Annotated in this window: 22 protein-coding genes; 11 read left to right on the forward strand and 11 right to left on the reverse strand. The window is 49.1% G+C overall.

Annotated elements, in window-relative coordinates; translation table 11 throughout:
* Positions 1–341, reverse strand: a 341-nt coding sequence (locus tag MMG03_RS11660) for a hypothetical protein (RefSeq protein WP_249506338.1), incomplete at its 3' end; no start/stop codon positions are given.
* 275 nt (positions 342–616) lie between these two features.
* On the opposite strand from MMG03_RS11660, the gene MMG03_RS11665 reads away from it, so the two are divergent.
* Positions 617–2,119: a glycosyl hydrolase family 5 gene (locus MMG03_RS11665; RefSeq protein ID WP_101480038.1), complete on the forward strand. Its 1,503-nt coding sequence runs from the start codon at positions 617–619 to the stop codon at positions 2,117–2,119.
* Positions 2,120–2,322: 203 nt separating this feature from the next.
* Positions 2,323–3,927, forward strand: a complete 1,605-nt coding sequence (locus MMG03_RS11670; RefSeq protein ID WP_083538379.1) for a hypothetical protein — start codon at positions 2,323–2,325, stop codon at positions 3,925–3,927.
* A gap of 116 nt (positions 3,928–4,043) precedes the next feature.
* On the opposite strand, the gene MMG03_RS11675 is transcribed toward MMG03_RS11670, so the two are convergent.
* Complete coding sequence (locus MMG03_RS11675) at positions 4,044–5,138, reverse strand: alpha/beta hydrolase (protein WP_249506339.1); 1,095 nt, start codon at positions 5,136–5,138, stop codon at positions 4,044–4,046.
* Between the two features lie 188 nt (positions 5,139–5,326).
* Here MMG03_RS11675 and MMG03_RS11680 point away from each other — a divergent pair, with 188 nt between their 5' ends.
* Both MMG03_RS11680 and MMG03_RS11685 read left to right on the forward strand, forming a co-directional pair.
* A complete protein-coding gene (locus MMG03_RS11680; RefSeq protein ID WP_249506340.1) occupies positions 5,327–6,484 on the forward strand; it encodes a macro domain-containing protein in 1,158 nt (385 codons plus the stop codon).
* Between the two features lie 69 nt (positions 6,485–6,553).
* Positions 6,554–7,249, forward strand: a complete 696-nt coding sequence (locus tag MMG03_RS11685; protein WP_263859322.1) for a vWA domain-containing protein — start codon at positions 6,554–6,556, stop codon at positions 7,247–7,249.
* Positions 7,250–7,352: 103 nt separating this feature from the next.
* Here the strand turns inward: MMG03_RS11685 and MMG03_RS11690 are convergent, their stop codons facing one another.
* Entirely contained in the window at positions 7,353–7,793 is a 441-nt protein-coding gene (locus MMG03_RS11690) for a hypothetical protein (RefSeq protein ID WP_073160704.1), read from the reverse strand.
* A 255-nt stretch (positions 7,794–8,048) separates the two neighbouring features.
* Here MMG03_RS11690 and MMG03_RS11695 point away from each other — a divergent pair, with 255 nt between their 5' ends.
* The 4 genes from MMG03_RS11695 (at position 8,049) to MMG03_RS11710 (ending at position 13,012) form a co-directional block, all read left to right on the forward strand.
* Complete coding sequence (locus MMG03_RS11695; protein WP_073238746.1) at positions 8,049–9,347, forward strand: amidohydrolase; 1,299 nt, start codon at positions 8,049–8,051, stop codon at positions 9,345–9,347.
* Positions 9,348–9,506: 159 nt separating this feature from the next.
* Positions 9,507–10,760: an adenosylhomocysteinase gene (locus MMG03_RS11700; protein WP_249506341.1), complete on the forward strand. Its 1,254-nt coding sequence runs from the start codon at positions 9,507–9,509 to the stop codon at positions 10,758–10,760.
* A gap of 129 nt (positions 10,761–10,889) precedes the next feature.
* Positions 10,890–11,837 carry a hypothetical protein gene (locus tag MMG03_RS11705; protein ID WP_249506342.1) on the forward strand — a complete coding sequence of 316 codons (948 nt, stop codon included), beginning with the start codon at positions 10,890–10,892 and terminating at the stop codon, positions 11,835–11,837.
* Between the two features lie 101 nt (positions 11,838–11,938).
* Entirely contained in the window at positions 11,939–13,012 is a 1,074-nt protein-coding gene (locus tag MMG03_RS11710) for a helix-turn-helix transcriptional regulator (RefSeq protein WP_249506343.1), read from the forward strand.
* 57 nt (positions 13,013–13,069) lie between these two features.
* Here the strand turns inward: MMG03_RS11710 and MMG03_RS11715 are convergent, their stop codons facing one another.
* Positions 13,070–13,714, reverse strand: a complete 645-nt coding sequence (locus MMG03_RS11715; protein ID WP_073238734.1) for a hypothetical protein — start codon at positions 13,712–13,714, stop codon at positions 13,070–13,072.
* Positions 13,715–13,749: 35 nt separating this feature from the next.
* Here MMG03_RS11715 and murJ point away from each other — a divergent pair, with 35 nt between their 5' ends.
* From murJ to MMG03_RS11730, 3 genes are all read left to right on the forward strand, one after another.
* Entirely contained in the window at positions 13,750–15,333 is a 1,584-nt protein-coding gene (murJ, locus tag MMG03_RS11720) for a murein biosynthesis integral membrane protein MurJ (RefSeq protein ID WP_073160716.1), read from the forward strand.
* An 80-nt stretch (positions 15,334–15,413) separates the two neighbouring features.
* Complete coding sequence (locus MMG03_RS11725; protein WP_249506344.1) at positions 15,414–16,559, forward strand: outer membrane protein; 1,146 nt, start codon at positions 15,414–15,416, stop codon at positions 16,557–16,559.
* A complete protein-coding gene (locus tag MMG03_RS11730) occupies positions 16,559–17,047 on the forward strand; it encodes a hypothetical protein (RefSeq protein WP_249506345.1) in 489 nt (162 codons plus the stop codon). The genes MMG03_RS11725 and MMG03_RS11730 overlap by 1 nt, the downstream gene beginning before the upstream one ends.
* Before the next feature lie 196 nt (positions 17,048–17,243).
* On the opposite strand, the gene MMG03_RS11735 is transcribed toward MMG03_RS11730, so the two are convergent.
* The 7 genes from MMG03_RS11735 to MMG03_RS11760 all read right to left on the reverse strand — a co-directional run bounded on the left by MMG03_RS11735 (position 17,244) and on the right by MMG03_RS11760 (position 24,005).
* A complete protein-coding gene (locus MMG03_RS11735) occupies positions 17,244–17,648 on the reverse strand; it encodes a helix-turn-helix domain-containing protein (RefSeq protein ID WP_249506346.1) in 405 nt (134 codons plus the stop codon).
* Complete coding sequence (locus MMG03_RS11740) at positions 17,635–17,907, reverse strand: hypothetical protein (protein ID WP_101480048.1); 273 nt, start codon at positions 17,905–17,907, stop codon at positions 17,635–17,637. The genes MMG03_RS11735 and MMG03_RS11740 overlap by 14 nt, the downstream gene beginning before the upstream one ends.
* 65 nt (positions 17,908–17,972) lie before the next feature.
* Positions 17,973–18,083, reverse strand: coding sequence for a hypothetical protein (locus MMG03_RS16150; protein ID WP_346348717.1), 111 nt, complete (start codon positions 18,081–18,083; stop codon positions 17,973–17,975).
* A gap of 146 nt (positions 18,084–18,229) precedes the next feature.
* On the reverse strand, positions 18,230–19,495 hold the full coding sequence (locus tag MMG03_RS11745; protein ID WP_249506347.1) for an LlaJI family restriction endonuclease: 1,266 nt from the start codon (positions 19,493–19,495) through the stop codon (positions 18,230–18,232).
* 8 nt (positions 19,496–19,503) lie between these two features.
* Positions 19,504–20,865 carry an AAA family ATPase gene (locus MMG03_RS11750; RefSeq protein ID WP_346348718.1) on the reverse strand — a complete coding sequence of 454 codons (1,362 nt, stop codon included), beginning with the start codon at positions 20,863–20,865 and terminating at the stop codon, positions 19,504–19,506.
* A gap of 145 nt (positions 20,866–21,010) precedes the next feature.
* Positions 21,011–22,861 carry an AAA family ATPase gene (locus MMG03_RS11755; RefSeq protein ID WP_249506349.1) on the reverse strand — a complete coding sequence of 617 codons (1,851 nt, stop codon included), beginning with the start codon at positions 22,859–22,861 and terminating at the stop codon, positions 21,011–21,013.
* A gap of 1 nt (position 22,862) precedes the next feature.
* The gene (locus tag MMG03_RS11760) at positions 22,863–24,005 is read right to left on the reverse strand and encodes a DNA cytosine methyltransferase (RefSeq protein ID WP_249506350.1); all 1,143 of its coding nucleotides are present in this window, start codon (positions 24,003–24,005) and stop codon (positions 22,863–22,865) included.
* Positions 24,006–24,721 lie beyond the last annotated feature (716 nt).

The raw sequence follows: 24,721 nt of genomic DNA on the forward strand, positions 1-24,721 counted from the left end.
GTCTTACCGTGGTCAACGTGGCCGATGGTGCCGATGTTGCAGTGCGGCTTACTTCTGTCAAAATGTTCTTTTGCCATTTTTTCCTCTTCTTCAGCAGAAGGTTTATCGCTTCGAAACCTAGGAACGACGCGGGTTTGCGTGAGATTCCTGTTATTCCGACAGAGCATAGGAAGCGGTACTCTGCGGATTTTGTCGCGTAAATTTAGCAAATCCACAAAAAATTTCAAGGATTTTTCTTTGTTTTTTTGCAGAAAACGGCAATTTTGGCTTATCAACACCCCTTTCCCGACGATCCTTTTTCGGTCTGCGTTTCCTACCGCGTACCCATCCAAAAACGCCATTTTTTTACAAATTTTTGAGGGTCATCAAACAACAGAACCCACTAAATTCAGTTTATCAACACAATAGCAACATTCAACCAACAAACAAAACGTACCAGAAGCCATTATTTCTACAATTGTAAAAAGAATTTTACATATTAAGAATTTACATTAGTTTACATTCCGGAAACACCTTGGGAACGTTTTCAATCACACCGAAAAAATATTTTACACCATAGACGTAAGTATATATCTATCTTTGACTTGGTTTATGGGCATCCTTAGGTAAAGAGAATATGAAGAATCCTTTTTTCAAGACGATGATCAAGGCGATCCTGATCGCCGGCATGGCCATCGCGGTATGCAACTGCGGTGATGATTCCACTTCTGCAAACAACGACAACAACGGCAATGTCAACACTCCCGTTGCACTGGGCGAGCCCACCAGGCATTACAACGACAACGGCCTGGACGTCTACATCACTGAAGACGGCAGAGTCCTTGATGCCAACGGCCTGCAGGTCGGCTTTACAGACAAGGATTCCGGATCGATCATGACTATGGAAGGCGCCACCCTGGCTACCGGCGTAGACTTTAACGCCCTTCCCCTCATTCCGGCAGCAAGCGGCACCAAGCCCTCCAAGGTCCTTAACGCCGCCGGTCAGGACTACGTCATTTCTCCTGCCGTCGACAACGCCTTCGACGCTGAGGGCCACGCCCTGGGCACCGTCACTGACGCAAGCGGTGTACAGACCGGCTATTTCGTCTACATCACTGACAGCTATGGTTACATCACTACCCTGGATATGACCGTCGCCCTCCAGGACATCGACCTGAACCAGTATCCGGACTACAACCCGACGGCCGCTTCTTCTGCAAGCCAGCAGGAAACTCCGATTCCCACCCTGTCTAGCGAAACGGTCATTCTTACCAGTTCCGACAGCCAGCAGGCCCTGTCTTCCAACAATCAGCAGCCGGCATCTAGCGCCCAGCAGCCCAAGTCTTCCGCTAGCCAGCCCAAGTCTTCTGACAGCCAGCCCACCAGCTCCGCTGCAAGGGGCTGCCCCGAAATCAAGTACGTTTCCGGCGGCGAAAGCGGTAGCGGCCACGCCACCAGATACTGGGACTGCTGCAAGCCCAGCTGCTCCTGGAAGGAAAACGCAGGCGACCACCGCGCAAAACAGTGCAGCGTGAACAGCACCACCCTGATTACCGACCCCAGCTCCCAGAGCGTCTGCGACGGCGGTAACGCAATGACCTGCACCAGCCAGACCGCATTTACCATCGAAGGCTGCGACAATATCGGTTTCGCCTTCGCTGCCGTGCCCGCCTTCAAGAGCGCCTGCGGCAGGTGCTTCGAGCTGACTTTCACCGGTCAGGGCAAGTACGAAACCAAGATGAACCACCAAAAGCTCCAGGGCAAGAAGCTCATCGTCATGGCCTCCAATGTCGGTGGCGACGTGTCTAACGGACAGTTCGACATCATGATCCCCGGTGGCGGCTACGGTGCATTCGACGGTTGTTCCGGCAAGATGGACTGGGGTGACATGAGAAATTCCGAACGCTACGGCGGCCTGTTGAGCGATTGCGAAAACCAGGTGGGTTACTCCGGCAACGATAGTCAGATCTACACCAAGCGCAAGGAATGTCTGGTCGGCAAGTGCAACAGCATCTTCGCCAAGGACGAAGCCGCCAAGGAAGGCTGCCTGTTCCTGGCCAACTTCATGGAAGCTGCAGGCAACCCGACCCACACCTACAAGGAAGTGGAATGCCCCAAGGAATTGGCTGACCGCTATTAATACCGCGTTCGACGCCATTCAGTAAATTAGAAGTCTCGGCCCGCAGGCCGGGGCTTTTTTCGTAACTTCATATCTTACAAAAATTTACACACGTAAACCCTTTACAGATACTATCTTTCCGCACGGATGGAATTGGAAGACTTTTATTGGTGTAAAGTCAAGTTTTCTCGTACACCTAGCATACAACCCCTACTGAGGTCGAAATGAAACGTCAATTCTTGAAGTCCGTTCTGCTCATCAGCTCCGTGGCAGCACTCATGAGCTGTTCCGAAGAAGCCGTCGACGCAATCGCAAACAATATTCCCGACCAGTCTCTTGTCACTTCTAGTGCAGACGCATCTGCACCCAACGTCCTTACTGCAACCGAGCCCTGCTTCGTGTTCAATACCGACAACCAGACTTACCTCATCAACGGTAATCTCGAAGTGAAGACCGCCGCCGGCGAAATTGTCGGTTCTTATGACGGCGCTACCATGACCATCAAGAATCTGGCCGGCGTCACCATGTTCGAAAGCGTGGACATCAGCGCCTTGGAATACAAGGACGTTGGAGAAGTTATCCCCACCGTTATCGCTCCCGCTTCCTCTGCTTCTAGCCTTCCTAACGAAACCGCTCCCACTTCCAGCGCTTCTCTGCAGGACAACAACCAGAACCAGACTGCTACGTCTAGCGCTACTCAGCAGAACAACCAGAACCAGACTGCTACTTCCAGCGCCGCTCAGCAGAACAACAACCAGAACCAGACTGCTACTTCTAGCGCCGCTCAGCAGAACGACCAGCCGCAGCAGGGTTCCGACGGTACCTGCTTCGACAAGCTCTCTAATAAGTATGTGAAGCCCTACACCGAACTGGTAGGCAAGAACGGCGAAAAGTACGCCTACAAGAACGACTGCTCCATCGATTGCTGGTGGGACGGCAGCAACAACAACTGCGCAAACATCGGTTCTGGCAACGGCTCCAACAATAACAACAACAATAACAACCAGCAGCAGCCTCAGTCTTCTAACAGCCAGCAGCAGGCAAAGTCCTCCGCTAGCCAGCAGGCAAAGTCTTCTGCTAGCCAGCAGCCTGCATCCAGCGCTTCCAACACCAACAATGGTACAACTCCCAACTTCAAGATTGTTAGTGGCGGTAAGAGCGGTTCCGGCTACGCAACCCGTTACTGGGATAGCTGCAAGCCTCACTGCGCATGGAAGGGCAAGGCCGGTCCGGCAAGCACCCCGACCCGCACCTGCCACGCTGATGGCTCCCTGGCTGGCGCCGACGAAAAGTCCGCATGCGATGGCGGTACTGCAGGTACCTGCCTGAGCCAGATCCCCCAGATCATTAACGATAACCTGGCATACGCATTCGCAGCAACTCCGGGTGGCGAAGGCGACTGCGGCCGTTGCTACCTCCTGACTTTCGACGGCAATGGTCACGACCAGAACCCCGCACGTAACAAGGCTCTCGCCAACAAGAAGCTGGTGGTCATGTCCAGCAACATCGGTTACGACGTTGCCGGCGGCCAGTTCGACTTGATGATCCCGGGTGGTGGCGTCGGTGCATTCTCCGGCTGCCGCGTCATGGGACTTTCCTGCAACGGTAAGCAGTACGGAGGTCTCCTGGGCACCTGCCAGGACAAGTACAACAACAGCACCGACAAGCTCCTGGATTGCTTGAAGTCTAGCTGCAAGACTGAATACGGCAACAACACCCAGGCTTACGAAGGCTGCATGTTCATGGCAACTTGGATGAACGGCGCAGACAATCCGACCCTGAAGTACCAGGAAATCGAATGCCCGTCTGAACTTTCCGCAAGATGGTAATCTGGCGCTAAGCTGCAAGAACTTAAAGGCCCCGACGAATGTCGGGGCTTTTTCTTTTTATAGTTTGCGGAACCTGCCAGACGTCCACCCAAAAAGAGCGGCCCGCCCATCCGAAATTACTTCTTGACAATATTGTCCAGGAATTCGATAGTCACGCTATAGGCGTGATCGCGGACTTCCTTGCGGGAAAGGTAAAGGTCGTGCAAGGCCCCTGGAATCTGCACCAGGCGCACATCCGGTCCCAGGTGGGCACCGTAATTGCGGATATCGTCTACGTTCAAGACGCCATCGCAACGGGTGTACTCATCGCTCCATTCGTCTTCGTTGACGCTACAGCCGCTGTGCATCACGAGAATCGGCGAGACAAGATTCATCCCGGCCTTTACGATATCCTGGGCGTCACAGATGGCGGCAGACCAGCCGAAATCCACGGGGATGCTGCCCGGCACCTTCAAGGTCGTATTGTATTCCCATTCGCCCTTCATGCTCTTGAGCAGGCTTTCGCTGTAGGCGTCGCTGCTGCTGCGGGGAATCGGGATGTTCGGGAAGTAATGTCCGATAGGCGCAAGAACGGGAATGATCACATCGCGCATGAGCCAGGAGTAATTCATCTCCATGAAGGGGCTGTTCAGCACGATAGCATCGAAGTCCTTGCCCTTTTCGCGGACGTCGGCGTACACCAGAGAAATCAGGCCGCCGGTACTGTGTCCCAATAAAACCTTGGGCACATCCTTGCCGACTGCCGCCTCGATTTTCTTCCAGGCGGAATCGATTTCCGGGAAATAGCTGGTTACGTCCCTGAGCTCACCCAGCACTTCGCCCTGGCGGTAGGAACGACCGTAATTGTGCAGGTCGATAGCGAAGAAGGCATAGCCTGCGGAATCCAGCTTTTCGGCCGTTAAAGTCTGGAAGTAATAGTCGTTAAAGCCGTGAATATAGAGCACGGCCGCCTTGGGCTTATTGACAGTTCCGTTCAGAGAATCCTGGGGAGCTGCAGTGGAATCCTGTACAACTGCGGAATCCTGGGGCGCAGACTTGCCGGACGCTCCGAATGGATAGCTTACAAGCGTTGCGCGATACTGGTTGTTGTCTCCAGCATCGTAGAATTCGGCCGTGAACGGCTCGCCCAGAAACGGGTCCACCACGGCCTGGGCAAAAGCCATAGAAACAAGGCCCCCCATCAACGCAGATGTAAAAACAGTAAATCTCATAACCTCAAAGAAATATAGTTCTTAAAGTACCTTAAAAAGCTCAAATTTTCAAATAAAAACAGAATAAGCCGTCTTTTTTGGAATATCAAACTGGGCTGTCTATACAAGCGAATAGAGAAAACGTCTGTTTTTGACATTTTTCGTCAGACAAGCAATGCTAATTTTATAAAGAAAATAAGGAGGCCGTTATGAACCAGCTCAAGATTATTCACGACGACATCACCCGAGTCACGGCAGACGCCATCGTCAATTCCGCCAACCCCTTCCCTATCTGCGGTGGAAGTACCGAAGCCCTGATCTTCGATGCAGCCGGACACGACCAGCTCCTGGAAGCCCGCGAAAAGATAGGCTACCTGGACGTTTGCGATGTGGCCCACACCGATGCCTTTGACCTGAACGCCAAATACATCATCCACGTTTCGGCCCCCCGCTGGAACGACGGACGTTCCGGCGAAAAGACCTCCCTGAAATTCTGCTACCAGAACGCCATGCGCAAGGCCCGGGAACTGGGCTGCCATTCCATCGCGTTCCCCCTGCTGTCTAGCGGCATTTACAGATTCCCTAAGGATTTGGCCCTGGACATCGCCAGGGAATCCATCGAGGAGTTCCTACAAGGCGACGGAAAGGACTGCGACATTACCGCCACCATCGTACTCTACGACGACGAAGCGGTCAAAATTTCCGAAGCGCTGTTCGGCAAGATCCAGGAATACATCTACGCCAACTACGTCCCGGAAAATCCCCAGGAAAATTTCGAAGCACTCAAGTGCTGTTCCTTCAGTGAAGAACCGCTCGGCGACGGTCAAATGGCCGGCGACGGTCAAATGGCCGACGACGGTCAAATAATCGGCGAAAGCGAAGTCGTCGCAGAAATTTGCGACGCAGCTCCCATTCTTTCCAAGATCAGCAGCAAGTCGGATTTCGACAAGAGCATCAACGAACTGCTGAAGGACCCGAAAAGGTTCAAGTCCTTCCGCAAGAAGATGAACGAAATCATGACCGACAGAAGCATCACCAATTCCATGCTGGCCAGGGATTCCGACGTAGACCGCAAGGTACTTTCGAAAATCAACAACAGCGATAGCTACACCCCCTCCAAGGAAACGGCCATCGCTATCGCCATCGGCCTCAAGCTGAACTATATCGAGGCGGTGGAATTCCTGTCTTACGCCGGGCGGGCCCTGTCACCCTCCAGCAAGAGCGACCTGATTGTCCAATTCTTCATGGAAAACAAGGAACTGTTTTACAGGGAAAATCCCGACAGGAATCAATACAAGGTGAACACCCTCAACACGATCCTTTCAACCCATGGAGAAAATTCCCTTGGAGCCAGCCGGAACCTCTAAAAACGATGTCGCCTGGCAGGCGACCTTTCTGTTCCCGCAACCACCTATATTGAACGTATCAACAGAGCGATGCAATCCGGCAGTCGCAAAAAAAAAGAGAGGTTCAATATGAAGCAGGGACTTACAGAAATCGTTTTTATCATGGACCGCAGCGGATCCATGAGCGGCCTTGAGACAGATACCATCGGCGGCTTCAACGGCACCATCGAAAAGCAGAAAAAAGAAGAAGGGGAAGCACTGGTTTCCACCATCCTCTTTGACAATGTTTCCGAGGTTCTTCACGACCGCGTTTCCTTGGACAAGATTCCGCCCATGACCAGCGAGCAGTACTGCGTTGGCGGAGGCACCGCCCTCATAGACGCCCTAGGCGACGCCATCCATCACATGGGAAACGTACACAAGTACGCCCGGGATGAAGACCGCCCCGAAAAGACCATCTTCATCATTACCACCGACGGCTACGAGAATTCCAGCCGCAAGTATTCCGCCGAGCAAGTACGCCACATGGTAAATCGCCAGAAGGAAAAGTACGGTTGGGAATTCATTTTCCTGGGAGCCAACATCGACGCCGTGGAAACCGCCCGCACTTACGGAATCAGCGAGGAACGGGCCGCCAACTACGTCAATGACAAGAGAGGCATCGAGATCATGTGCTGCGCCCAGAGCGCCATCATCAGCGATATCCGAAACAACATCTGCCACGAGGAACGCGGTCACTGGAAAAAGGAAATGGAACAGGATCATCAGAAGCGCAGCAAGCGTTAATCTGCAACGGCAGCAAGATTCCGGGGAGCAAAAAAGGACGGTCCGCATTTGCGAACCGCCCTTTGTTCTTTAAGGAGAGTATGAATTTCTTGACCCGCGCAAACTAGTTTTCGCCGTTGCGCATTTCGGTCTGTTCACGGTCAATGGTGTACGTCAGATATTCCTTGAAGTCACGGTCGATGGAAACTCCGTCAAAGTCCACATCGTCGTTTTCAAGAACGAATACTGAGGTAGGATTGTCGATCCAGGCTTCGATATTGACATCGCCAAATCCAATGGTCTTGTCACCTGCAGCTTGCGCCACATACTCGATTTTGGACTTCGGAACCCAACCGGTGCAATCTCCCTTGACCAGGGCTTCAGTTTCTGCCTCGCGGAGTAGCGCCAGCTCAGCATTGAAACCCATGGTGCAGAGAATTTTGTCGCCACCCTTGGTCGCCATCAAATCCAGGTCACCCAATCTGGACTTTACCATCTTGGATGCGAAGGATGATGAAACCATCAGGGCAAAGGCAACGAGCAGTGTAATTTTCAGCGTCTTCATGATAAGCCTCCTTTGCGGCTCTAGAGCCTGTTCGAGAGCAGCGACCCAGCCGTCCCTCACCCAACAAAGTACAAAGTTGGCTTTTTCCAGACCAGGAAATCTAAGATTTATTTTACAAAACTTATTCCAGGTTGGAATATACCCTGTCTGCGCTTTGGCCCAGGTTTCTTAATTTCTATTTTTTATATGGGTCTGCAATTTAGACCTGCTACCTATAAAAAAGATTTTTAGGACCCGCTTAAAAAAGGATTCATCATGGGCATTGTCTTGAAGAACATCCAGGCCATCGTTCCTGCCGGAAGCAAGGACGAAGTGAAGGAAACTTCCATCTATATCGAAGGCGACAAGATTGTTGGCATGGGCGCGGAACCCGCCGGCTTCAAGACAGACAAGGTCATTGACGGAACTGACAAGCTGGCCATTCCCGGCCTGGTAAATTGCCACACCCATTCCTACATGAGCTTTATGCGCAACGTGGCCGACGACCTTTCCTTTATGGATTGGCTGTTCGGAACCATCGACCCCATCGAACAGAAGATGACCGACGAGGACACTTACTGGGGCGCATGCCTGGCCATCATCGAAATGATGAAGAGCGGCACCACCTGCTTTAACGACATGATGATGAATATCAAGCAGACTACCAAGGCCATCAAGGAATCCGGTATGCGTGCGGTCATGTGCCGCGGCCTGGTCGGCTCTGCCGAAGATGACGGCGGACGCATCCAGCAGACTTACGACGAAATGGAATTCTGCAAGGACTGCGACCGCATTACCTTCAAGTTTGGCCCCCACGCTCCCTACACCTGCACCGAGGATTATTTCCGTCGCGTTTCCGACGAAGCCAAGAAGGCGGGCATCGGCATTCACGTGCATCTTTCCGAAAGCGTCGCCGAAATCCAGGGCACCCAGGAAAAGTACGGCTACTCCCCCATCGTCATGGCCGACAAGAACGGCCTCTTTGATGTTCCCTGCATTGCCGCCCACTGCGTCCAGGTGGATGAAGCCGATATGGACATCATGGCCCGCAAGGGAGTTTCCGTGGTGACCAATCCCGCAAGCAACATGAAGCTGGGTAACGGCTTTGCTCCCGTTCCCGAGATGATGGCCAAGGGCATCAACGTGTGTCTGGGTACCGACGGCGCCGCAAGTAACAACAGCCTGAACATGTTCCACGAAATGAGCCTGCTGGCATTGATCCACAAGGGAACCCACAAGAGCCCCCAATGCGTCAGCGCCCGCGAAGTGTTCCGCATGGCTACCCTCAATGGCGCCAAGGCACTTTGCCTCGAAAACCAGATCGGCTCCCTGGAAGTGGGCAAGAAGGCTGACATCGCCATTCTGGACTTGAACAATCCTTCCCTGATGCCAAAGAACAACCTGATTGCGGGCCTCTCCTATTCCGCCAACGGCTCCGAAGTGGACACCGTCATTATCGACGGCAAGATCACCATGGAAGGCCGCAAGGTTCTGACTCTCGATGAAAAGCTGGTTTACCAGAAGGTGAACGAAATCATCAAGCGCATGGGCCTGGAAAACAAGGAATACGTTTAAGGGTTCCGTCGCGGAAACTGGCGCAATTTTTATTTTTGCAAAAAACGGATGATAGGACAGACGACCATCCCTAAAAATTCGGCTGGACCCTCGACGAGTGCCGGGGCGAAAAACACAAACCAAATGAGGCCCCGCGGGGCATATCCAAAAGGAAAAGATATGGCAAGTGAAATCAGAGATATCAGTCTGGCCGAATCTGGCGAACGCAAGCTGGAATGGGTTCATCGCAACTGCAGCCTTCTTTCTATGCTGAAGGAAGAATTCGAAAAGACCAAGCCCTTCGCCGGAAAGAAGATCGCCCTCTCCGTCCATCTGGAAGCAAAGACTGGTTATCTGTGCCAGGTGCTGAAGGCTGGCGGTGCGGAAATGTACGTAACCGGTTCCAACCCGCTCTCCACTCAGGATGACGTGGCTGCCGCCCTCGTGAAGGAAGGCATGGAAGTGCACGCCTGGTACGACGCTACCAACGAAGAATATGAAAGCCACATCCGTCACACTCTGCAGTGCGGACCCAACATCATTATCGATGACGGTGGCGACTTGGTGAACATGGTTCACAACGAAATGCCGGAACTGATTCCCAACATCATCGGCGGCTGCGAAGAAACCACCACCGGTATCATCCGCCTGGAAGCCATGAACAAGGCTGGCAAGCTGATGTTCCCCATGGTCCGCGTGAACAATGCCGACTGCAAGCACCTCTTTGACAACCGCTACGGTACCGGTCAGTCCGTATGGGACGGCATCAACCGTACAACCAACCTGATCGTGGCTGGCAAGCAGGTTGTTGTGGCTGGCTACGGCTGGTGCGGTAAGGGTACCGCCATGCGCGCCAAGGGCCTGGGTGCCCGCGTCATCGTGACCGAAGTGGACCCGGTGAAGGCTATCGAGGCCGTGATGGACGGTTTCGACGTAATGCCCATGCGCGAAGCTGCAAAGATCGGCGACTTCTTCGTGACCGTTACCGGTTGCGACGGCGTTATCGACGCAGAAGATCTTTCTGTAATGAAGGACGGCGCCATCCTCGCCAACGCAGGTCACTTCGACTGCGAAATTGACGTAGCATGGCTGAAGAAGAACGCCGTGGAAATCCGCGAACAGCGCAAGAACATCATGGGCTACAAGCTGCCCACCGGCCAGTGGGTATTCGTCCTTGGCGAAGGCCGCCTGGTGAACCTCGCCTGCGGCGACGGCCATCCGGCAGAAATCATGGACATGAGCTTTGCTATCCAGGCACTGTCTGCAAAGTACCTGGTGGAACACGCCGGCGAACTGAAGGAAAAGATCATCGACGTTCCTCGCGAAGTGGACCAGGAAGTGGCCCGCAAGAAGCTCAAGTTCCTTGGCAAGGAAATCGACGTTCTCACCGCCGAACAGGAAAAGTACCTGCATTCCTACAACCTGGATGTGTAAGTTCACGAATCCGACGCTTTTTATAAAGACGTTAAAGACGAGAAGGATGCCTTATGGGCATCCTTTTCTTGTACAAATTGTTTTTTCTAGTTAGCATTCCCTACCAGACTTCATATTATATTTAAAGACATGCGTAGTCTTAAATTTTTAGCAGTCCTGCCTTTCGCCGTGGCCTCGGCTTTTGCCGGTTGGGAATATTCCCTGGTCACCAATGGGGCCTACTATGTCGAACACGAAGTCAAGACCGGAGACGAACACTTCTCCGCACCTTCGGGCCCATACGACGGCCTTGAGGCCTTGACTCGCCTGGATGCCAAGTACACCATTCCCACACCTCTCGGGGATCACTGGCTCCTGAGCGGCGCAGACGTTGAACTGTGGGGATCTCTTGAACTGTCACCGGTGACGTTGCGCCCCATGGTCGAGGTGGACTTTACGCCTGTTCCCTTCCTGGTTTTCGGTGCGGGCGCTTCTATCGGTAGCGGCTGGAATGTTCTTGGATTTGAAGGTCTGACCAAGTACGATTTTGAAACTCAGGACTACGAGAACCTGACTCCGTTTACCCATTACTTTTACGACTTGTGGGCATCGGCCACGTTCCAGTTTGACACGGGCGCGCTCATTGAAGGAGACTGGTCCCATGTGGTGATGGTGGCTAGCTACAAGCTTTTCTATGAAGCCATGACCGGCATCGACGATGGAGAAATTTGGCAGTGGCAGGAATCCGCCCGCAAGGCCAACGGTTTGCAGTACAGCTTTACCGGAGTGCTTGGCTACCAGATGCCCATGACCCTGAATATGGTGGGCCTGATGCTTGAAATGGAAGGCCACCTGGACAAGGATGACTACGGCCCCGTGGCCCAGAGTTTCGACGGAGACTTTACCACCACGGCCATTAGCGCACTAACCTCGTTCAAGCTAAGCGACAAGAACAGTTTGACGGTGCTCTACACTTTTGAACGTGAACGAAGCTACTCCCAGTTGCACGACGACGAGGACCAGGAACCCCTGCTTCACGTGACCGGCGGCGAATGGAGTTTTTATAGAGTGGCGTTAAGCTGGAAACACAAGTTCTAATTTTTTTGAAGTCAGAAAAATAAATTCTGACTTTTTTTATTTCGTGACATAAATAAAATTCTATCTTGTTGCAGATAAAGTTTAATCTCTTGGAGGCGGAAATGTACATCAACAGAATTCGCAAGGCAATCGCCGCACAACGAATCACCCAAGAGGAACTCTGCAGACGTGTAGGGTGTTCCCGCGATGCCATTGTCGATGGGATCAGCGCAGATACCGCATGCAAACTGGAATTCATGCTGGGCGACGATCTTTTTGCAGGCATCGACATCCATGTCGGCGAAAGTGAAATGTCAAAAGCCCGAAGCAAGATGGAAGCGGGATTTTGCAGCGCCGAGGCAAAGGCCTGGGCACAGAAATTCCCCGTGGCAGAACTCCGCAGACTAAATCGCATTCCCGCCCAATGCAGCAACAAGGACGGAAGCCTTGTAAAAGCCCTGCTGAAATTTTTCAACGTGGCAACCATCGAGGGCTGGAAAACCTATTACGCCAACATCCAGGATTCCGTGAACCCTCAGGCCTATTCCGCCTGGTTGCGCCTGGGTGAACTGCAGGTCAGCCGCCCCGCCGCCGAAATCGCCATCGAGAAGGAAGCCATTCTCGAGAACATGAAATTTTTGCGCCGTAACGCCCTAGGTCTGCGAAACGCCCTGCGCAAGGCCGCCATCAGTAGCATTTCGGATTGCGATGTTCAGGTTGTTCAGGTGCCGGCATTTTTGACGGCTCCCGCACCCCTTTCCGCAAGCTACTGGGTCGGCAAGCGCCCCGTCATCCAGATTCCCGCGGGCCCCATGACCGACGTACGACTTCTGCAGGGGTTGTTCCATCAGCTGTACCACATTATGTACGGCAAGCGCAGCCTGTGCCTACAGCTGGGCCTGCAACTAAGCCAGCAACCTTCTGCAGGAATTGCGGGAACCGCGGGCGGTTCTGCAAACAGCATCTCGGGCGACGCCCTAAAATGCAGCGCCGCCGAACAGTTTGCGGAACGCCATATGCTGACCGAAGCCGAAGAATGCGAAATCATCTGCTGCGGCCACTTTGCCGAAAAGCGTTGTATCGACTATTTCGCAGGACTCTTTCATGTGCGCCCAAGCATTATCGTAGACCGCCTGCAGCAACAAAAAAAGCTGTCTAGCAGAACATTGCTAAACAGCTATAAAGTCGCAGTTTAACGCACCCGCCGGCAACATGCCGCGCGAAGCGCGCCCGTCGCCTAAACAGCCAGACAATTAATAGTTAATGGCCAGGTAGAAACTGAAGCTTCCGAAATGGCGGCCAAAGTCAAAACCGTCCAGGAGCATGTCGTAGGCGGCACCCACTTCAAGCTGGGTCGTAGAAGTACGGAAGATGATCAAGCCCGCTTCAAGACCACCGGCAGGGCCAATGGCAAAGGCTTCAGAGAACTTGTCAAAGTGGAAGTCCATTTCGACACCCACACCTAGGCCCATGCCCACATAAGGGGAGAACACCTGGTCGGCAAAGAAATAGCGGCCGCCAATCAAGGCAGTCTCGTGCCACTGCCAATGAGTTTCATAAGAACCGTTAGCGTTGTTCATGAACGTAATGGCACCATGAGTTGTCATTTCCCAAATACGTCCGTAATGGAATACCACGCCCTGGTCCCAGTCACGCTTGGGATTCTTCCTGGAATCTTCCCAGTTGTGCCACACGCTAAAGCCAAGACCGAAACTTGCGAAATTGTAGGTCGGGCGCTTGGGAGCCGGCAACGGATCGTCGTCGGAATTCTTGGCCTGAGTCACTTCGGTAGCGACAGGTTCATAGGGTCCCTTGGTCACATTTTCGTCGGATGCGCCATCCTGGGCGAAAGCGATACCTGCAAGGGCGAAAGCGATAATTCCAAAAATCTTTTTCATGCATTCAAATATACAAAGTTTCTAAATTAACCTCCATGAATAAAGCTGCCATTATTGTTGCTGTAAGTATGTTGCTCAGCCGCGTGCTGGGAATCTTCCGTGAAATGCTTTTGGCCCACGCCGCCGGCGTCTCCCTCGAAAAGAACGCCCTGGATCTGGCCTTCATGATTCCCGACATCCTGAATCACGTAGTGAGCACCGGATTCCTCTCCATTATCTTCATCCCGATTTTTACAGGCTACAAGGTGGCCGGCGACGAAGAGAAAAGCTGGAAGTTCTTTAGCAACGTGCTGAACACCTTCGGCGCCATCTTGCTGGTGCTGGTGATTCCTGCATTCATCTTTATGCCGGAACTTTTGCAGCTGCTCACCACCAGCGGCGCAAGCGCAGAACTGATCGAGCGCGCCACTTACTACGGCCGCATCATTTTGCCGGGCCAGATCTTCATCTTCGTGGGAAGTATTCTGGTTGCCGTGCAGCACACCCGTAAGCAGTTCCTGATTCCTTCCCTTACCGGCCTGATTTACAACGTGGCCATTGTGGGCGGAGGCCTTGCCGGAATTCTGATGGGCCGCATGAATGGCGTCAGCTACGGTCTGGAAGGTTTTGCCTGGGGCGTTCCCGTGGGAGCCTTCATCGGATTCTTCGCATTGCAGATTTTTGGCGCCAAGCGTGGCGGAGTCAAGTACGAACTGATCATGCAGCCTACCCATCCCGATATCGTTCGCTATTTCAAGATGATGTTGCCCATGTCTCTTGGCGTAGGCTCCATGTTCGGCCTGGAATTCATCATCCGTAGTTTCGGTTCCAGTTTTGGCGGCAGCGGTATTTCTAGCCTGAACTACGCCTACCGCGTCATGTACACCCTGGTGGCAGTCTTCGGTTTCTCCGTTTCCGTTACCAGCTACCCCGACATGGCACGCCTTGTAAAGGAAGGTCAGATCAAGCAGCTGAACGAGAAAATCTGGAAGAGTCTCTCACGCATGTTCTGCATCCTGATTCCCGCCGTGGTTGCCGTGTGGGCACTCTCCTTCCCCGCCGTGCGAATCCTCTTTGAACGCGGCGCCTTCCATCGCGAAACCACCGAAGCCATTACCGAAATTCTCCGCTGGTACTTGCCCGTAAGCTTGGGACTTTGCTTGCAGGCGGTTCTGGTGCGCAGCTTCTACGCCGCCGAACGCATGTGGTTGCCCACCCTGCTGAACACCGGAATCTTTGCCGCCACCATTCCCGCCTACATGCTATTGAGCGAACCTCTGGGTATCAAGAGCGTACCTATTATCGGTGCCACCGGCGCCATCCTGCAGGTGATTTCCATGATCTTTATGTGGGCCCGCAAGAACGGAACCGACGGCATGAGGACCGCACTTCTGAATATGTTCCGCGCCCTGGTGGCATTCGGCATCATGATCTTTGCCGCCCTTGGACTTGACCATGTGACGGGTGAATTCGTCCGCAGCACTAACCTGATCGTGCTGGTTATCTACAGCTGTGCCGCCGGCGTTATCCTGCTGTTCGCCACCCTCTTTATCCAGAAGATCCTTGGCAGCAAGGACGCCGGAGATATCCTTAACGAATTGCTGGGAAAGGTCCTCCGCAAGCTCCACCTGAAAAAATAAAAGGTCATTCCACCCTGTAATAGTTTCAGCTTTTTCTCCAGAACTCTTTTTTGTATTTTCGCATAGACACGGGGGTTTTTATGCGTTTTATTAAAAGTCTAATTTTATTGTTAGTGGTTCTTTGTTCTGCAGGGAACGCCCATGCAGGAAGTGCCGCATCCGATTTAACCAAGGGCACAGCTAAAATCCTCCTGTTTATTCCCGGGATGATGCTGGAGGAATATTTCGCAAGCCTATTTGACGGCGAAGGCCGAGTGGATTATTCCGAAGAATCAGTCTTTATTCCCTACATAAAAGTTAGCGGTATCCATCCCGACTACAAAAATTATATCGTCCAGACCTTCGGCCAGTACGTCAAGGAAGTGGGCCGTTACAAGCTCGTGGCCGCCGACAAGGAATCACCCTATGTCAAGTCCGCCTCCATGGCCATAGTCAGTAACCTCGCCAAGCGCAAGGGCTGCCCTTACATCCTGTACATCACCGTCAAGGAACAAGGCAGCGGCATGCTCCTCACCTTCGCCATGAAAGACACCGAAAACGATAACCTGGTGTGGCACGACGAATACCAGGCCATTATCCCCGAAGACATCGCTCCCATCTTGTTCCGCGTGGCAAACTCCATGGGCACCGGCAAAAAAGGAAGCAACCCCAAAAGCTTCTACGATTCCGAATATCCCATCTACATCAGTGAATCTAACTTCCAGCCTGTTGCCGCCACCCACGAAAGCGGCGAATCCAACCTTCCCAGCAATTTCGAAAACAAGCTGAACACTTCAAGGACCACCCGCGTGGCATTCTCCTTCGGCGTAGATTATCTGATCAAGAGTCAGCATGCCGCAGGCAATATCGGATTCTCCGCCTGGCACGACTTCACCTATTTTATGGTCGGCGCTGAAATAGACTTCAAGGGAATCATTTCCAAAGACACGAACATGATCCACCTGGGCCTAAATCTTGCCGCTCCAATCTTCATCCACGAAAACAACACGCCCTACATAATAGCTGGCGCCGGATTATCCGGAACCAAATACACGACAACTAACTACCGCAACGAAGAACAAGACAAGAACGACCAGGGCGCAACTTTCTCGCTGGGCGCAGGCTATCAGTTCAACCGCTACGGAACCTGGACAGTCCGCTTCGGCCTCAAATACTTCAGGAACAACTACTACACCAACGGCCACAAGTTCCAGGGAATCGGCCTCGAAGCAATCATAGGTTACTGATGACTAGGCTCGCCCACATAATCACCATGATGTTCCTTGCGGCTTACGCCCATGCAGGGATTTTCTCTGGTTGGCAAGAAATCTATGTGTCCGCAGACGACGGGAAAGCATACGATTTTTACGGGAACGGGAAATTCCTCTGTTCGGGAACGCGATGCCACTACACGAACTCAAGCGGAAAATGCAAAATCGAGTTCATTGCCAAAAAGGGGGAACGCATTTACGGAATCACAGAATTTGGTGACGACTACCAATGGGAACAGCGACCATTTTTAGCCAAGGCGCTTTTTGACAATCGGGATGAGGACCGCCCCTGTACCAGCACCAGCGCCACCGTACAAATTGACCCCGTGGCACACATGCACTTCTTTATGCCACCCATCAAGACAAATACAGATTGGGCCCGCCCTGCAGAAAACAAGGAACTCCTGGTTCCCCGAAAAATGCCAAGTCGCGCCGACTGGAAAAAATCTCCCTATAAAAAGTGACTAAAAAAAGACGCCTCCTCATAAGAGAAGACGCCTTTTTTGGATGTGTGGAGTAATCTCCAAAGTAGCTTCATCCAAAGTAATTGAAATGGATTTTTTCAGAAACACCATGGACAAAATGTCCAATTAAGTCAACGATGGATAAGAAAATCAGTTTTAAACTGTCCCAAGTTGCGGAAGAAAAAATCATATGAAATCACTTTTTCTTCGCATCGTACTTCGCCGGCTTATCAACAAGACTCATTCCAAAGTCAAAATACGACTCAGGAGTCACATCGAAAACGGCTGCCAACTTGGTAGCCATTTTTCGTGAAACTGTACGACGGCCACGTTCAATTTCAGAAAGATTCTGAACAGAAATCCCCAACTTCTCGGAAAGGACTTTTTGCGTCCAGCCACGAAGTTCGCGATCAGCCTTGACAGCATCGCCAGGAGACATTCTCTCAGCAATTTCCTTGAGCACCTCTGAATTATCCAGGTCTATGAACTCGTCATCATCGCTGGTCTCTACAGAAGGGAAAAGGCTGCGCATGATTCCAATGACACAGTCAGGAATGTTTCCCTTGATCTGAAATACAACAGGCTCCTTAGTGCCGGGCATAGGGGGCGCCTTCACGACTGCCAACATAATACACCTCAATGGTTAGCGTTCCATTTTTACAAGTCCAGCAAGCCACCCATTTGCGAGATAAATGGCAGTGATACTTGTCGGGTCCAAGTTTTGAATAGTTCATGAGCATTGGCTGCTCAGGACCCTTTTCCTTAAGCAGTTGCTTCAAACGAATAAATTTGTTCTGTTCGGCTACAGGCATTTTCTGAACACTTTTTTCAACCGAACGTTTTGCGATTACAACGTACATATAAACAATATAGCCAAAAAATGGCTACAAAGCAAGATGTTTATTTACACTATAAACTTTTTGCTCTATGCATGTTTCATTTCTTCCATAAACTCATTTGCATCATCAAAATGGAATATGGAAATGCCACGACTACCAAGGAACTTTATAAAATCCTCTTCAGTCATTCCCGTCAAGCGAGGACAGGTGCCGGCTCAAGCAAGCTTGGCCGTCGCGACTCTCATGCAAACAGTTGTTCTTGACGCATTTATTTCATTTATGTATACTTTGAACATAAACAGGCCTGTAACGAAGTTGTCCCACCATAGGGGAACCAACGATGTTACGGGCCTTTTTTATTTGCGGTCGTAATCACATTCGCAAACTGCTTCTGTGCAGCATTGCTCTTGCTATAATTTTGCATCACATTTTTTATATCAAGCAGGACGCCGTGAATTTTGTGGTAAGGTTTTACAAGACCTTTTGCCACATCCGTATTTTTCCAATCACTATAGGCGTAGCCTAGATATTTCATTTTAAATGGGTACAAAAAATTCTCTGCAGTTACCGCACCCGCACAGTAAGGCATCAGAAAAACGTTATAAACCGTTTTGCCAATTTTTTGTTCAGCAAATTCAGCATAGGCAAGCTGCTTGGTGATAGATTCTGACTGCGGCAACGTTCTGCCATCAATGCCGTAAGTATAATACTTGGAATCCAGAACAAAGATTTTGTCATCCACTTTCATGATGGTATCAGGACGCATTTCAACACGACCCGCATTTTTACCATCAATAACCCAACCACAATTAGGGTAATAATCCTCTCGTCGTTCCGTTCCAAAAATGCGTTCCACCATGGCTTCCCAAACAGGAGCAAAAGAATTTACCCCAAAATAAAATTCATCGGGAATTACATTTTCGTCAGACACATTTTTCCCGAGATATTCCACAATCCGCTGCATATCCTGGAAAAGTGTAAGTGTGCGATCATGGAATGTTTTGGAGGCTTTCGTCATCAAGACAGAAGAAAACATCTCGTAGTCAAAATCAAGGGCGGGAGGTTCCTGGATATCAACGCCAAAAACAAAACCGATTCTTTTTGCAGCATCCCACACGCAGAATTTATGGATAAGCGAAATCAGTTCACGTTCATTATTGTCCGTTTGTCGTGTAACTGGATCAAGATAGACCACACTATCATTAACAACATCCGGCCTCAAAGTTTTTATTGTTCGATTCCAATCAACTTTGCCGTTTCCACCCTGCTTAAAGACCACCTCCTGCTCGGAGTAATAGCCATACTCCATAAAATTCCGGAGTAGGTTGACATAAGCTAGCATAGGAAAATCTGAAGACGATTTTTCAACATCCCTTCCGATAATGTTTGAATTTTCGTGAACCTCGATCAGCTCCGAATCAGAAAGCACATCAAACAACTGCATAATATCCTGGCGAAGCTCATCTTCGTCAAGTTCTGCAATAGCGTCATCATTCTTAAAGTATCCAGCAGGAAAACAAATTTCAAGACAACCGTCATTACGGATGCCGACAAATTCATCGCCACGCAATTTCGCTTCGCAAGTGCAGTAATCGTTTAGCTTTTGCATTTGTGATCTCACAAGCAGATTGCCATATAAGGCGGAATGCAAACAGTATCATCGTCCCGAATGGCAAAATTCTTCGGATGGATTATATAAGAAGTCTTAATACGCTTTTTGAATTTCTTCTTAAACGATTCAAGCGATGTGGTGGTGTAATTTTTTGAAGACTTGACTTCGATTGGAATGATTCTTGAACCTACCGAATCAGATTCGCTAATCATAAAATCAATTTCAATATCGTTGCGATGTTTTTCCTGATTGAAATGGGTATAAAAATAAAGCTTATGTCCTTGAGATACAAGCATCTGCGCAATGACATTTTCAAAGAGCATACCCTTATTAATCGCAAGCTTTTCGTTCATGATTTCCTTGTACAAGGATTCCTTTGAAATCTGGTTTTCGCCAAAAGCCATAGAGAACAAAAGGCCTGTATCGCCCATATAGCACTTGACTGCGGAATCGTCCGCGTTCAAGCCAAAGCCAATATTTGGATCGGAGCACTTGAAACAGTTGTTTGCAATCATGGAATTGGAAAGCCACAGGAAGGTATTCTCATAGCTATTTTCACTACCGAGTCCCCCAGCGATCTTTGAAAATACAACTCGCTTTTCGTGCTTAGACAAAAATGCAGGAATCTGTTCAAATGTCGAAAGGACTTTCCCCTTATATGAGCCCTTGATTTTTTGAACATCCTTTTTGTAGAGTTCAATAATCTTGCGCTTTGCCTTGTCGCTATAATCAAAGCTGTAGGTGTTTTCAAGGAATGCGACAATGGATTGTGGCATGCCCCCTATCAGAATATACTGTTTGAATAGACGCATGCACTCCTTATGGAGTGGTTCATCCAACGCCTTCTTCCTTGAAAACGCATCGCGGATAAAGTCACATATATTCGGCTTATCCATCGCCCAGCAAAATTCCTCAAAATCCATAGGGAACATCTGAATTGAGGTTTCTTCCGAAGGTATGGTAATATCCTTGACATTCTCGTAGATAGAAATAAGTGAGCCGGTTTCTATATAATCAAACCTGCCGTCTTTCACCAATTTTTTGATGGATTGCCTTGCCTTCGGAAATTTTTGTACCTCATCAAAAATAATCAGGGATTCCCTGGGATGAAGATTCACTCCGTACACATAGGAAAGCGTATTGAAGAAGGCAGAGAGATCGCTCATTCTGTTAAAGGCATCAAGTACAGCCTTTTCGCAGTCATTAAAATCAATCAGAATATAGGAACGGTATTCGTTCTTCGCGAATTCTTCTACGATGGTACTTTTTCCAATACGACGCGCGCCCTCTATAAGAAGGGCTTCCCGGCCTTTGGATTCTTCCTTCCAATTCAGAAGTTCTTGATAAATCTTGCGTCTAAAAATAATCATGAAATCAGTCCCGGATGCTCATAATATACTTAATAAACATAAAAAACGCAAGGTATTCTACTGCTTATTAATGTTAAAAACGCAAAGTATTTTATATCGAAATAACGGCAAAAACGCAGAGTATTTTTAATTTTTGTAGCTATCACGCCCCAAAACTCTTAAACACCCCAAATTTGAGTTCATGGAATTTTGAAATCAGGGTTTCTAGCGTATCACAACCTTCGGCAAAAATCTGCGTGCGCTTGAACTTGAACGCATCATCCCACAAATATTTTAGGACCTTTTCTGCAAAGATCTTTTCTGGAATTTCACCACTCACGTTGCAAACAAACCACACGCCAAGACGCTTGTCTTCGGTACTAGAAAGTCCCTTGAGCACCTGCGTAATCTTATTGTTGGCCCATTCCCAGAATTCGCCCCAGGAAGTTTCTGTTCCAGCGATTTTTGCGTCGTGCTGATTGCGGATAGCTTCGGTTTTAAAACCGTCAACGCTACCTTTTGCAAATTCATTGCAGACCAGTTCCATGTCGAAGCGACGCTGGAATGCGTTATCCAAAGTGAATACATTCTGGTCGCTAGTATTCATGGTTGCAAAAATGGAAAGGTTGGGCGGCAAACGGATTGCCGTATTCTCGGTGAAATGAAGTTTTCCATTTTCACCAAAACCCAGCCAGTTAATGTCTATCGATTTATAGGCAGAAACTTCGCCCCTTCCGTCTTCTTCAGAAAATTCTACCGGAGTGTCACAACCGTCGTGTGATTCGTTTGCAAAGCTCCTGATGTCGCGAATGTAGTCGTTCAAATCTTCATGATCAACGCCGTAAACACTCCAGCCGGGGCCGTAGCCAAACTCGTCTTTTTCATCATTTGGCTTTATGCGGTCACACAGCTGGAAAACTTCGCCAAGAATTGCCGAAGCTTTCCCGCGATTGATTTCATCAATGACCAAATAAAACTCTTGGTTCGGATTCAAGTAGGCACGGCGCAAAATTTTTGCAAAAGGGCCTGCCACAAATTCATATGTTACGGAATGGTTCCTTATCTTTGGGCGAATCTGACCTATGAATTCGGAATTTGTGTAATCCGGATGGAAGACAACGCAGACCTTGTTGAAGTCAGGGACACTCTTCAACTTTTCCTTGATGGTGTTTGATTTTCCACAGCCAGGAACGCCGTAGTAGATGATTTGGGAGGGGGTGAAAGAGGGATTGTTTTTTTTCGGAGAATCCTCTAATTCTAATGAACAATAATCAACATCATCTAAATCAACTTTTAAAACATTTGCATCACCAATACAACCTTCATGTGAAGCAAATTCAAATGCAGCAACTCCGTTGCGAATAAGGGTATGTAATGAAGTTTTTATATCACTTGATAAAAGGCTTGCCTTTTGAACAATTTTATTAATGCTCAAATTTTTCTTAGCGATAATATGTCCATATCTGAAACCAAAAATAGGATAACCCTTAACCTTATATCTGTCATGTATTTCTTTCAAACATTCAGCAAGTTTATCTAAAAGTTGTTCAACATTTAAACCTGCAGCAAACTCATTTTCATCAACTAAAGGGAAAACTAAACTTGATGTTTTCAATGCTTCGTTTAAATGTAATTCTTGTTCTGCTTGACGCTTTTTATCAGAATCCTCTTCAATAATTTTTTTTATTTGAACAAGTAAATCTTTAAACTTCTTTTGACTATGTATTTGCATCTTACTTTCATAATCTGCATAAGCATAAACATACTCGTAAGACTCAAATTCATTTCTCAACGTTAAATTTATTGCATCTGGAGAGTATTTGCACGTCCCATTATATTTTGATACAAATCCCCTTTCTGCAAATTCGCGTGCAGTTCTTCCCGGATCTCCAACCCTTGAAATTCCTAGAATGTCACAAACTTCATTTGCTTCATCACGAATAAATTCGGGCGACAACTCTTCATTCTCAAATTTTCTAAAAATACTGGAAATGATATCTTTTACACTTGCCATATTAGCCCTCCAGTTTTTCTGCAATCTTTTTGGAAATAGCCTTCACAACAGGAACAGCAACAGAGTTCCCAAACTGATGGTACATCTGAGTCCTTGATACAGGGATCTTGAATTCCTGTGGATACCCCATAATGGCTTTACACTCTTTTTCTGTAAGAAGACGAAGCCCTGTTTTTCCTCCTCTTACAAAGGTTCCTGTAATTCGCTGAATCTTATGATACGACGCACAAAGTGTCTTTACAGGAAAGTCTGATGTTGCATCAATAATTTCTGGATGACCATCATCCTTTTTGTAGATGTACGACTTCTGCAAATGTTCTGAAATTGAAGGTCCTTCCGCGTCAACCTCAACAAACTGACCGATACCGATTTTCTTATCGCAAGGTTTGGGAAATTCAAAATCAGTAATTTTCAAATCCTTTCTAAAGCCAACAATGTAAAGGCGCTTTCGCTCTTGGGGAACCTTGTAATCAGCACTATTTAAAACCTTAATAAAGACCTCATAATTCAATTCCTTCTTTAAGGTTTCCATAATGATTTCAAGTGTTTTTCCGTCATTATGATTTACAAGTCCAGGAACATTTTCCAACAGGAATGCCTTGGGTTGTTTAATCTTCACGATATTTGCGATATAGAAGAACAAAGTCCCCTGAGTCTTATGTTCAAACCCTTCGCGTTTTCCTATAGAGCTAAAAGGCTGACAAGGAAAGCCTCCTGTTAGCACATCAAAATCAGGAATTGTTTTAGGATCAACTTTCGTTATATCACCGAAAGGAACGTCTGCATAATTCACAGAATATGTTTGCTTTGCAGAAGAATCCCATTCACTCGTAAAAACGCATTCTCCGCCGTTCTCTTGCATCGCAAGTCTAAAACCACCTATACCAGCAAACAAATCGATAAAGGAAAATTTGGGATTTCTCTTTGGTGGATACTGCGCAAAATTTTTCAGATATTCAGCCTTACTTGGAAGCTTATTTAAATCAACTCCATTTTTTCTCAGAATAGACTCGTAGTGTAAAGCTTGAGGCGATCCCTGCAGAGACAGGTAATGGCTGATTACAGCTAAATCCTCATCAAAATGAACATCTCCCAAACATGTTCTTAATTGCTGTACAAGATCGCTATTTCCTACCGTAGCCATCTACTCGCTCCAATCAAAAAGGGTTGAACCTGAGTTCAGCCCTTTGTTCGGAGCGATGTTCCTAGCCTGATTTTACGGCAGCACTTTCCAGCATTTGATGCGGCACCTGCACAAAACAAAAAGGCGAGGAGCATTGCTGCTTCTCGCCGAAAGTTGCGACATTCTACAATTCAAAAACAAAACTCGCGGACGACACCGACGGCGCATTAAAGGCGCCAAGCCAGATTTCGCCATACGCCAAAAACGCCTTGGCGCGCATGCACAAAAGCGAAGGTCGAGACCACTGGGTACACGACCCCCAGGGTACAATGCGCCCATGGCACTCATGGGCATCCGAGATTTGTCCTGTTCCTTGTGCGTAAAGAGTGTCGAAGTTCCTAGCCGAGAACGAGAGCAAAACTCACATTGCGAGAGTCATAGAAAAACTTGCTTACAAGGTTTATTCATGACCGAGCATCAAGAGTTTCTACAAAACTCACCGAGCGCCCTCATCCAGCTCGGACCAACGAAAAAAGGCGCCAGACCGAACGCATTTATCAGCTAGAGGCCTTCGACAACCTGACACAAATAAATACGACGATCCGCGCCCAATTGCACAATCTAGCGTACATTCATCCAGAATGCACACAACGCAAAACATGGCCGTCCGGTAAACCGGGCGGCAAGCACGTCGTTTCGTCTTACTCACCGTGTCTTGAAATGTCGAAGTTTCTAGC

Source organism: Fibrobacter sp. HC4 (genome assembly GCF_023373925.1).
Lineage (GTDB): Bacteria > Fibrobacterota > Fibrobacteria > Fibrobacterales > Fibrobacteraceae > Fibrobacter.

Bases quoted from the DNA above. Each gene is read 5' to 3' on its own strand.
- MMG03_RS11730 (WP_249506345.1), top strand. From the start codon at position 16,559: ATGACTAGGCTCGCCCACATAATCACCATGATGTTCCTTGCGGCTTAC.
- MMG03_RS11745 (WP_249506347.1), bottom strand. From the start codon at position 19,495: ATGCAAAAGCTAAACGATTACTGCACTTGCGAAGCGAAATTGCGTGGC.
- MMG03_RS11700 (WP_249506341.1), top strand. From the start codon at position 9,507: ATGGCAAGTGAAATCAGAGATATCAGTCTGGCCGAATCTGGCGAACGC.
- MMG03_RS11755 (WP_249506349.1), bottom strand. From the start codon at position 22,861: ATGGCAAGTGTAAAAGATATCATTTCCAGTATTTTTAGAAAATTTGAG.
- MMG03_RS11740 (WP_101480048.1), bottom strand. From the start codon at position 17,907: ATGTACGTTGTAATCGCAAAACGTTCGGTTGAAAAAAGTGTTCAGAAA.
- MMG03_RS11715 (WP_073238734.1), bottom strand. From the start codon at position 13,714: ATGAAAAAGATTTTTGGAATTATCGCTTTCGCCCTTGCAGGTATCGCT.
- MMG03_RS11670 (WP_083538379.1), top strand. From the start codon at position 2,323: ATGAAACGTCAATTCTTGAAGTCCGTTCTGCTCATCAGCTCCGTGGCA.
- MMG03_RS11690 (WP_073160704.1), bottom strand. From the start codon at position 7,793: ATGAAGACGCTGAAAATTACACTGCTCGTTGCCTTTGCCCTGATGGTT.
- MMG03_RS11760 (WP_249506350.1), bottom strand. From the start codon at position 24,005: ATGGCTACGGTAGGAAATAGCGATCTTGTACAGCAATTAAGAACATGT.
- MMG03_RS11675 (WP_249506339.1), bottom strand. From the start codon at position 5,138: ATGAGATTTACTGTTTTTACATCTGCGTTGATGGGGGGCCTTGTTTCT.
- MMG03_RS11705 (WP_249506342.1), top strand. From the start codon at position 10,890: ATGCGTAGTCTTAAATTTTTAGCAGTCCTGCCTTTCGCCGTGGCCTCG.
- MMG03_RS11735 (WP_249506346.1), bottom strand. From the start codon at position 17,648: ATGCCCGGCACTAAGGAGCCTGTTGTATTTCAGATCAAGGGAAACATT.
- MMG03_RS11685 (WP_263859322.1), top strand. From the start codon at position 6,554: ATGCAATCCGGCAGTCGCAAAAAAAAAGAGAGGTTCAATATGAAGCAG.
- MMG03_RS11680 (WP_249506340.1), top strand. From the start codon at position 5,327: ATGAACCAGCTCAAGATTATTCACGACGACATCACCCGAGTCACGGCA.
- MMG03_RS11710 (WP_249506343.1), top strand. From the start codon at position 11,939: ATGTACATCAACAGAATTCGCAAGGCAATCGCCGCACAACGAATCACC.
- murJ (WP_073160716.1), top strand. From the start codon at position 13,750: ATGAATAAAGCTGCCATTATTGTTGCTGTAAGTATGTTGCTCAGCCGC.
- MMG03_RS11695 (WP_073238746.1), top strand. From the start codon at position 8,049: ATGGGCATTGTCTTGAAGAACATCCAGGCCATCGTTCCTGCCGGAAGC.
- MMG03_RS11665 (WP_101480038.1), top strand. From the start codon at position 617: ATGAAGAATCCTTTTTTCAAGACGATGATCAAGGCGATCCTGATCGCC.
- MMG03_RS11725 (WP_249506344.1), top strand. From the start codon at position 15,414: ATGCGTTTTATTAAAAGTCTAATTTTATTGTTAGTGGTTCTTTGTTCT.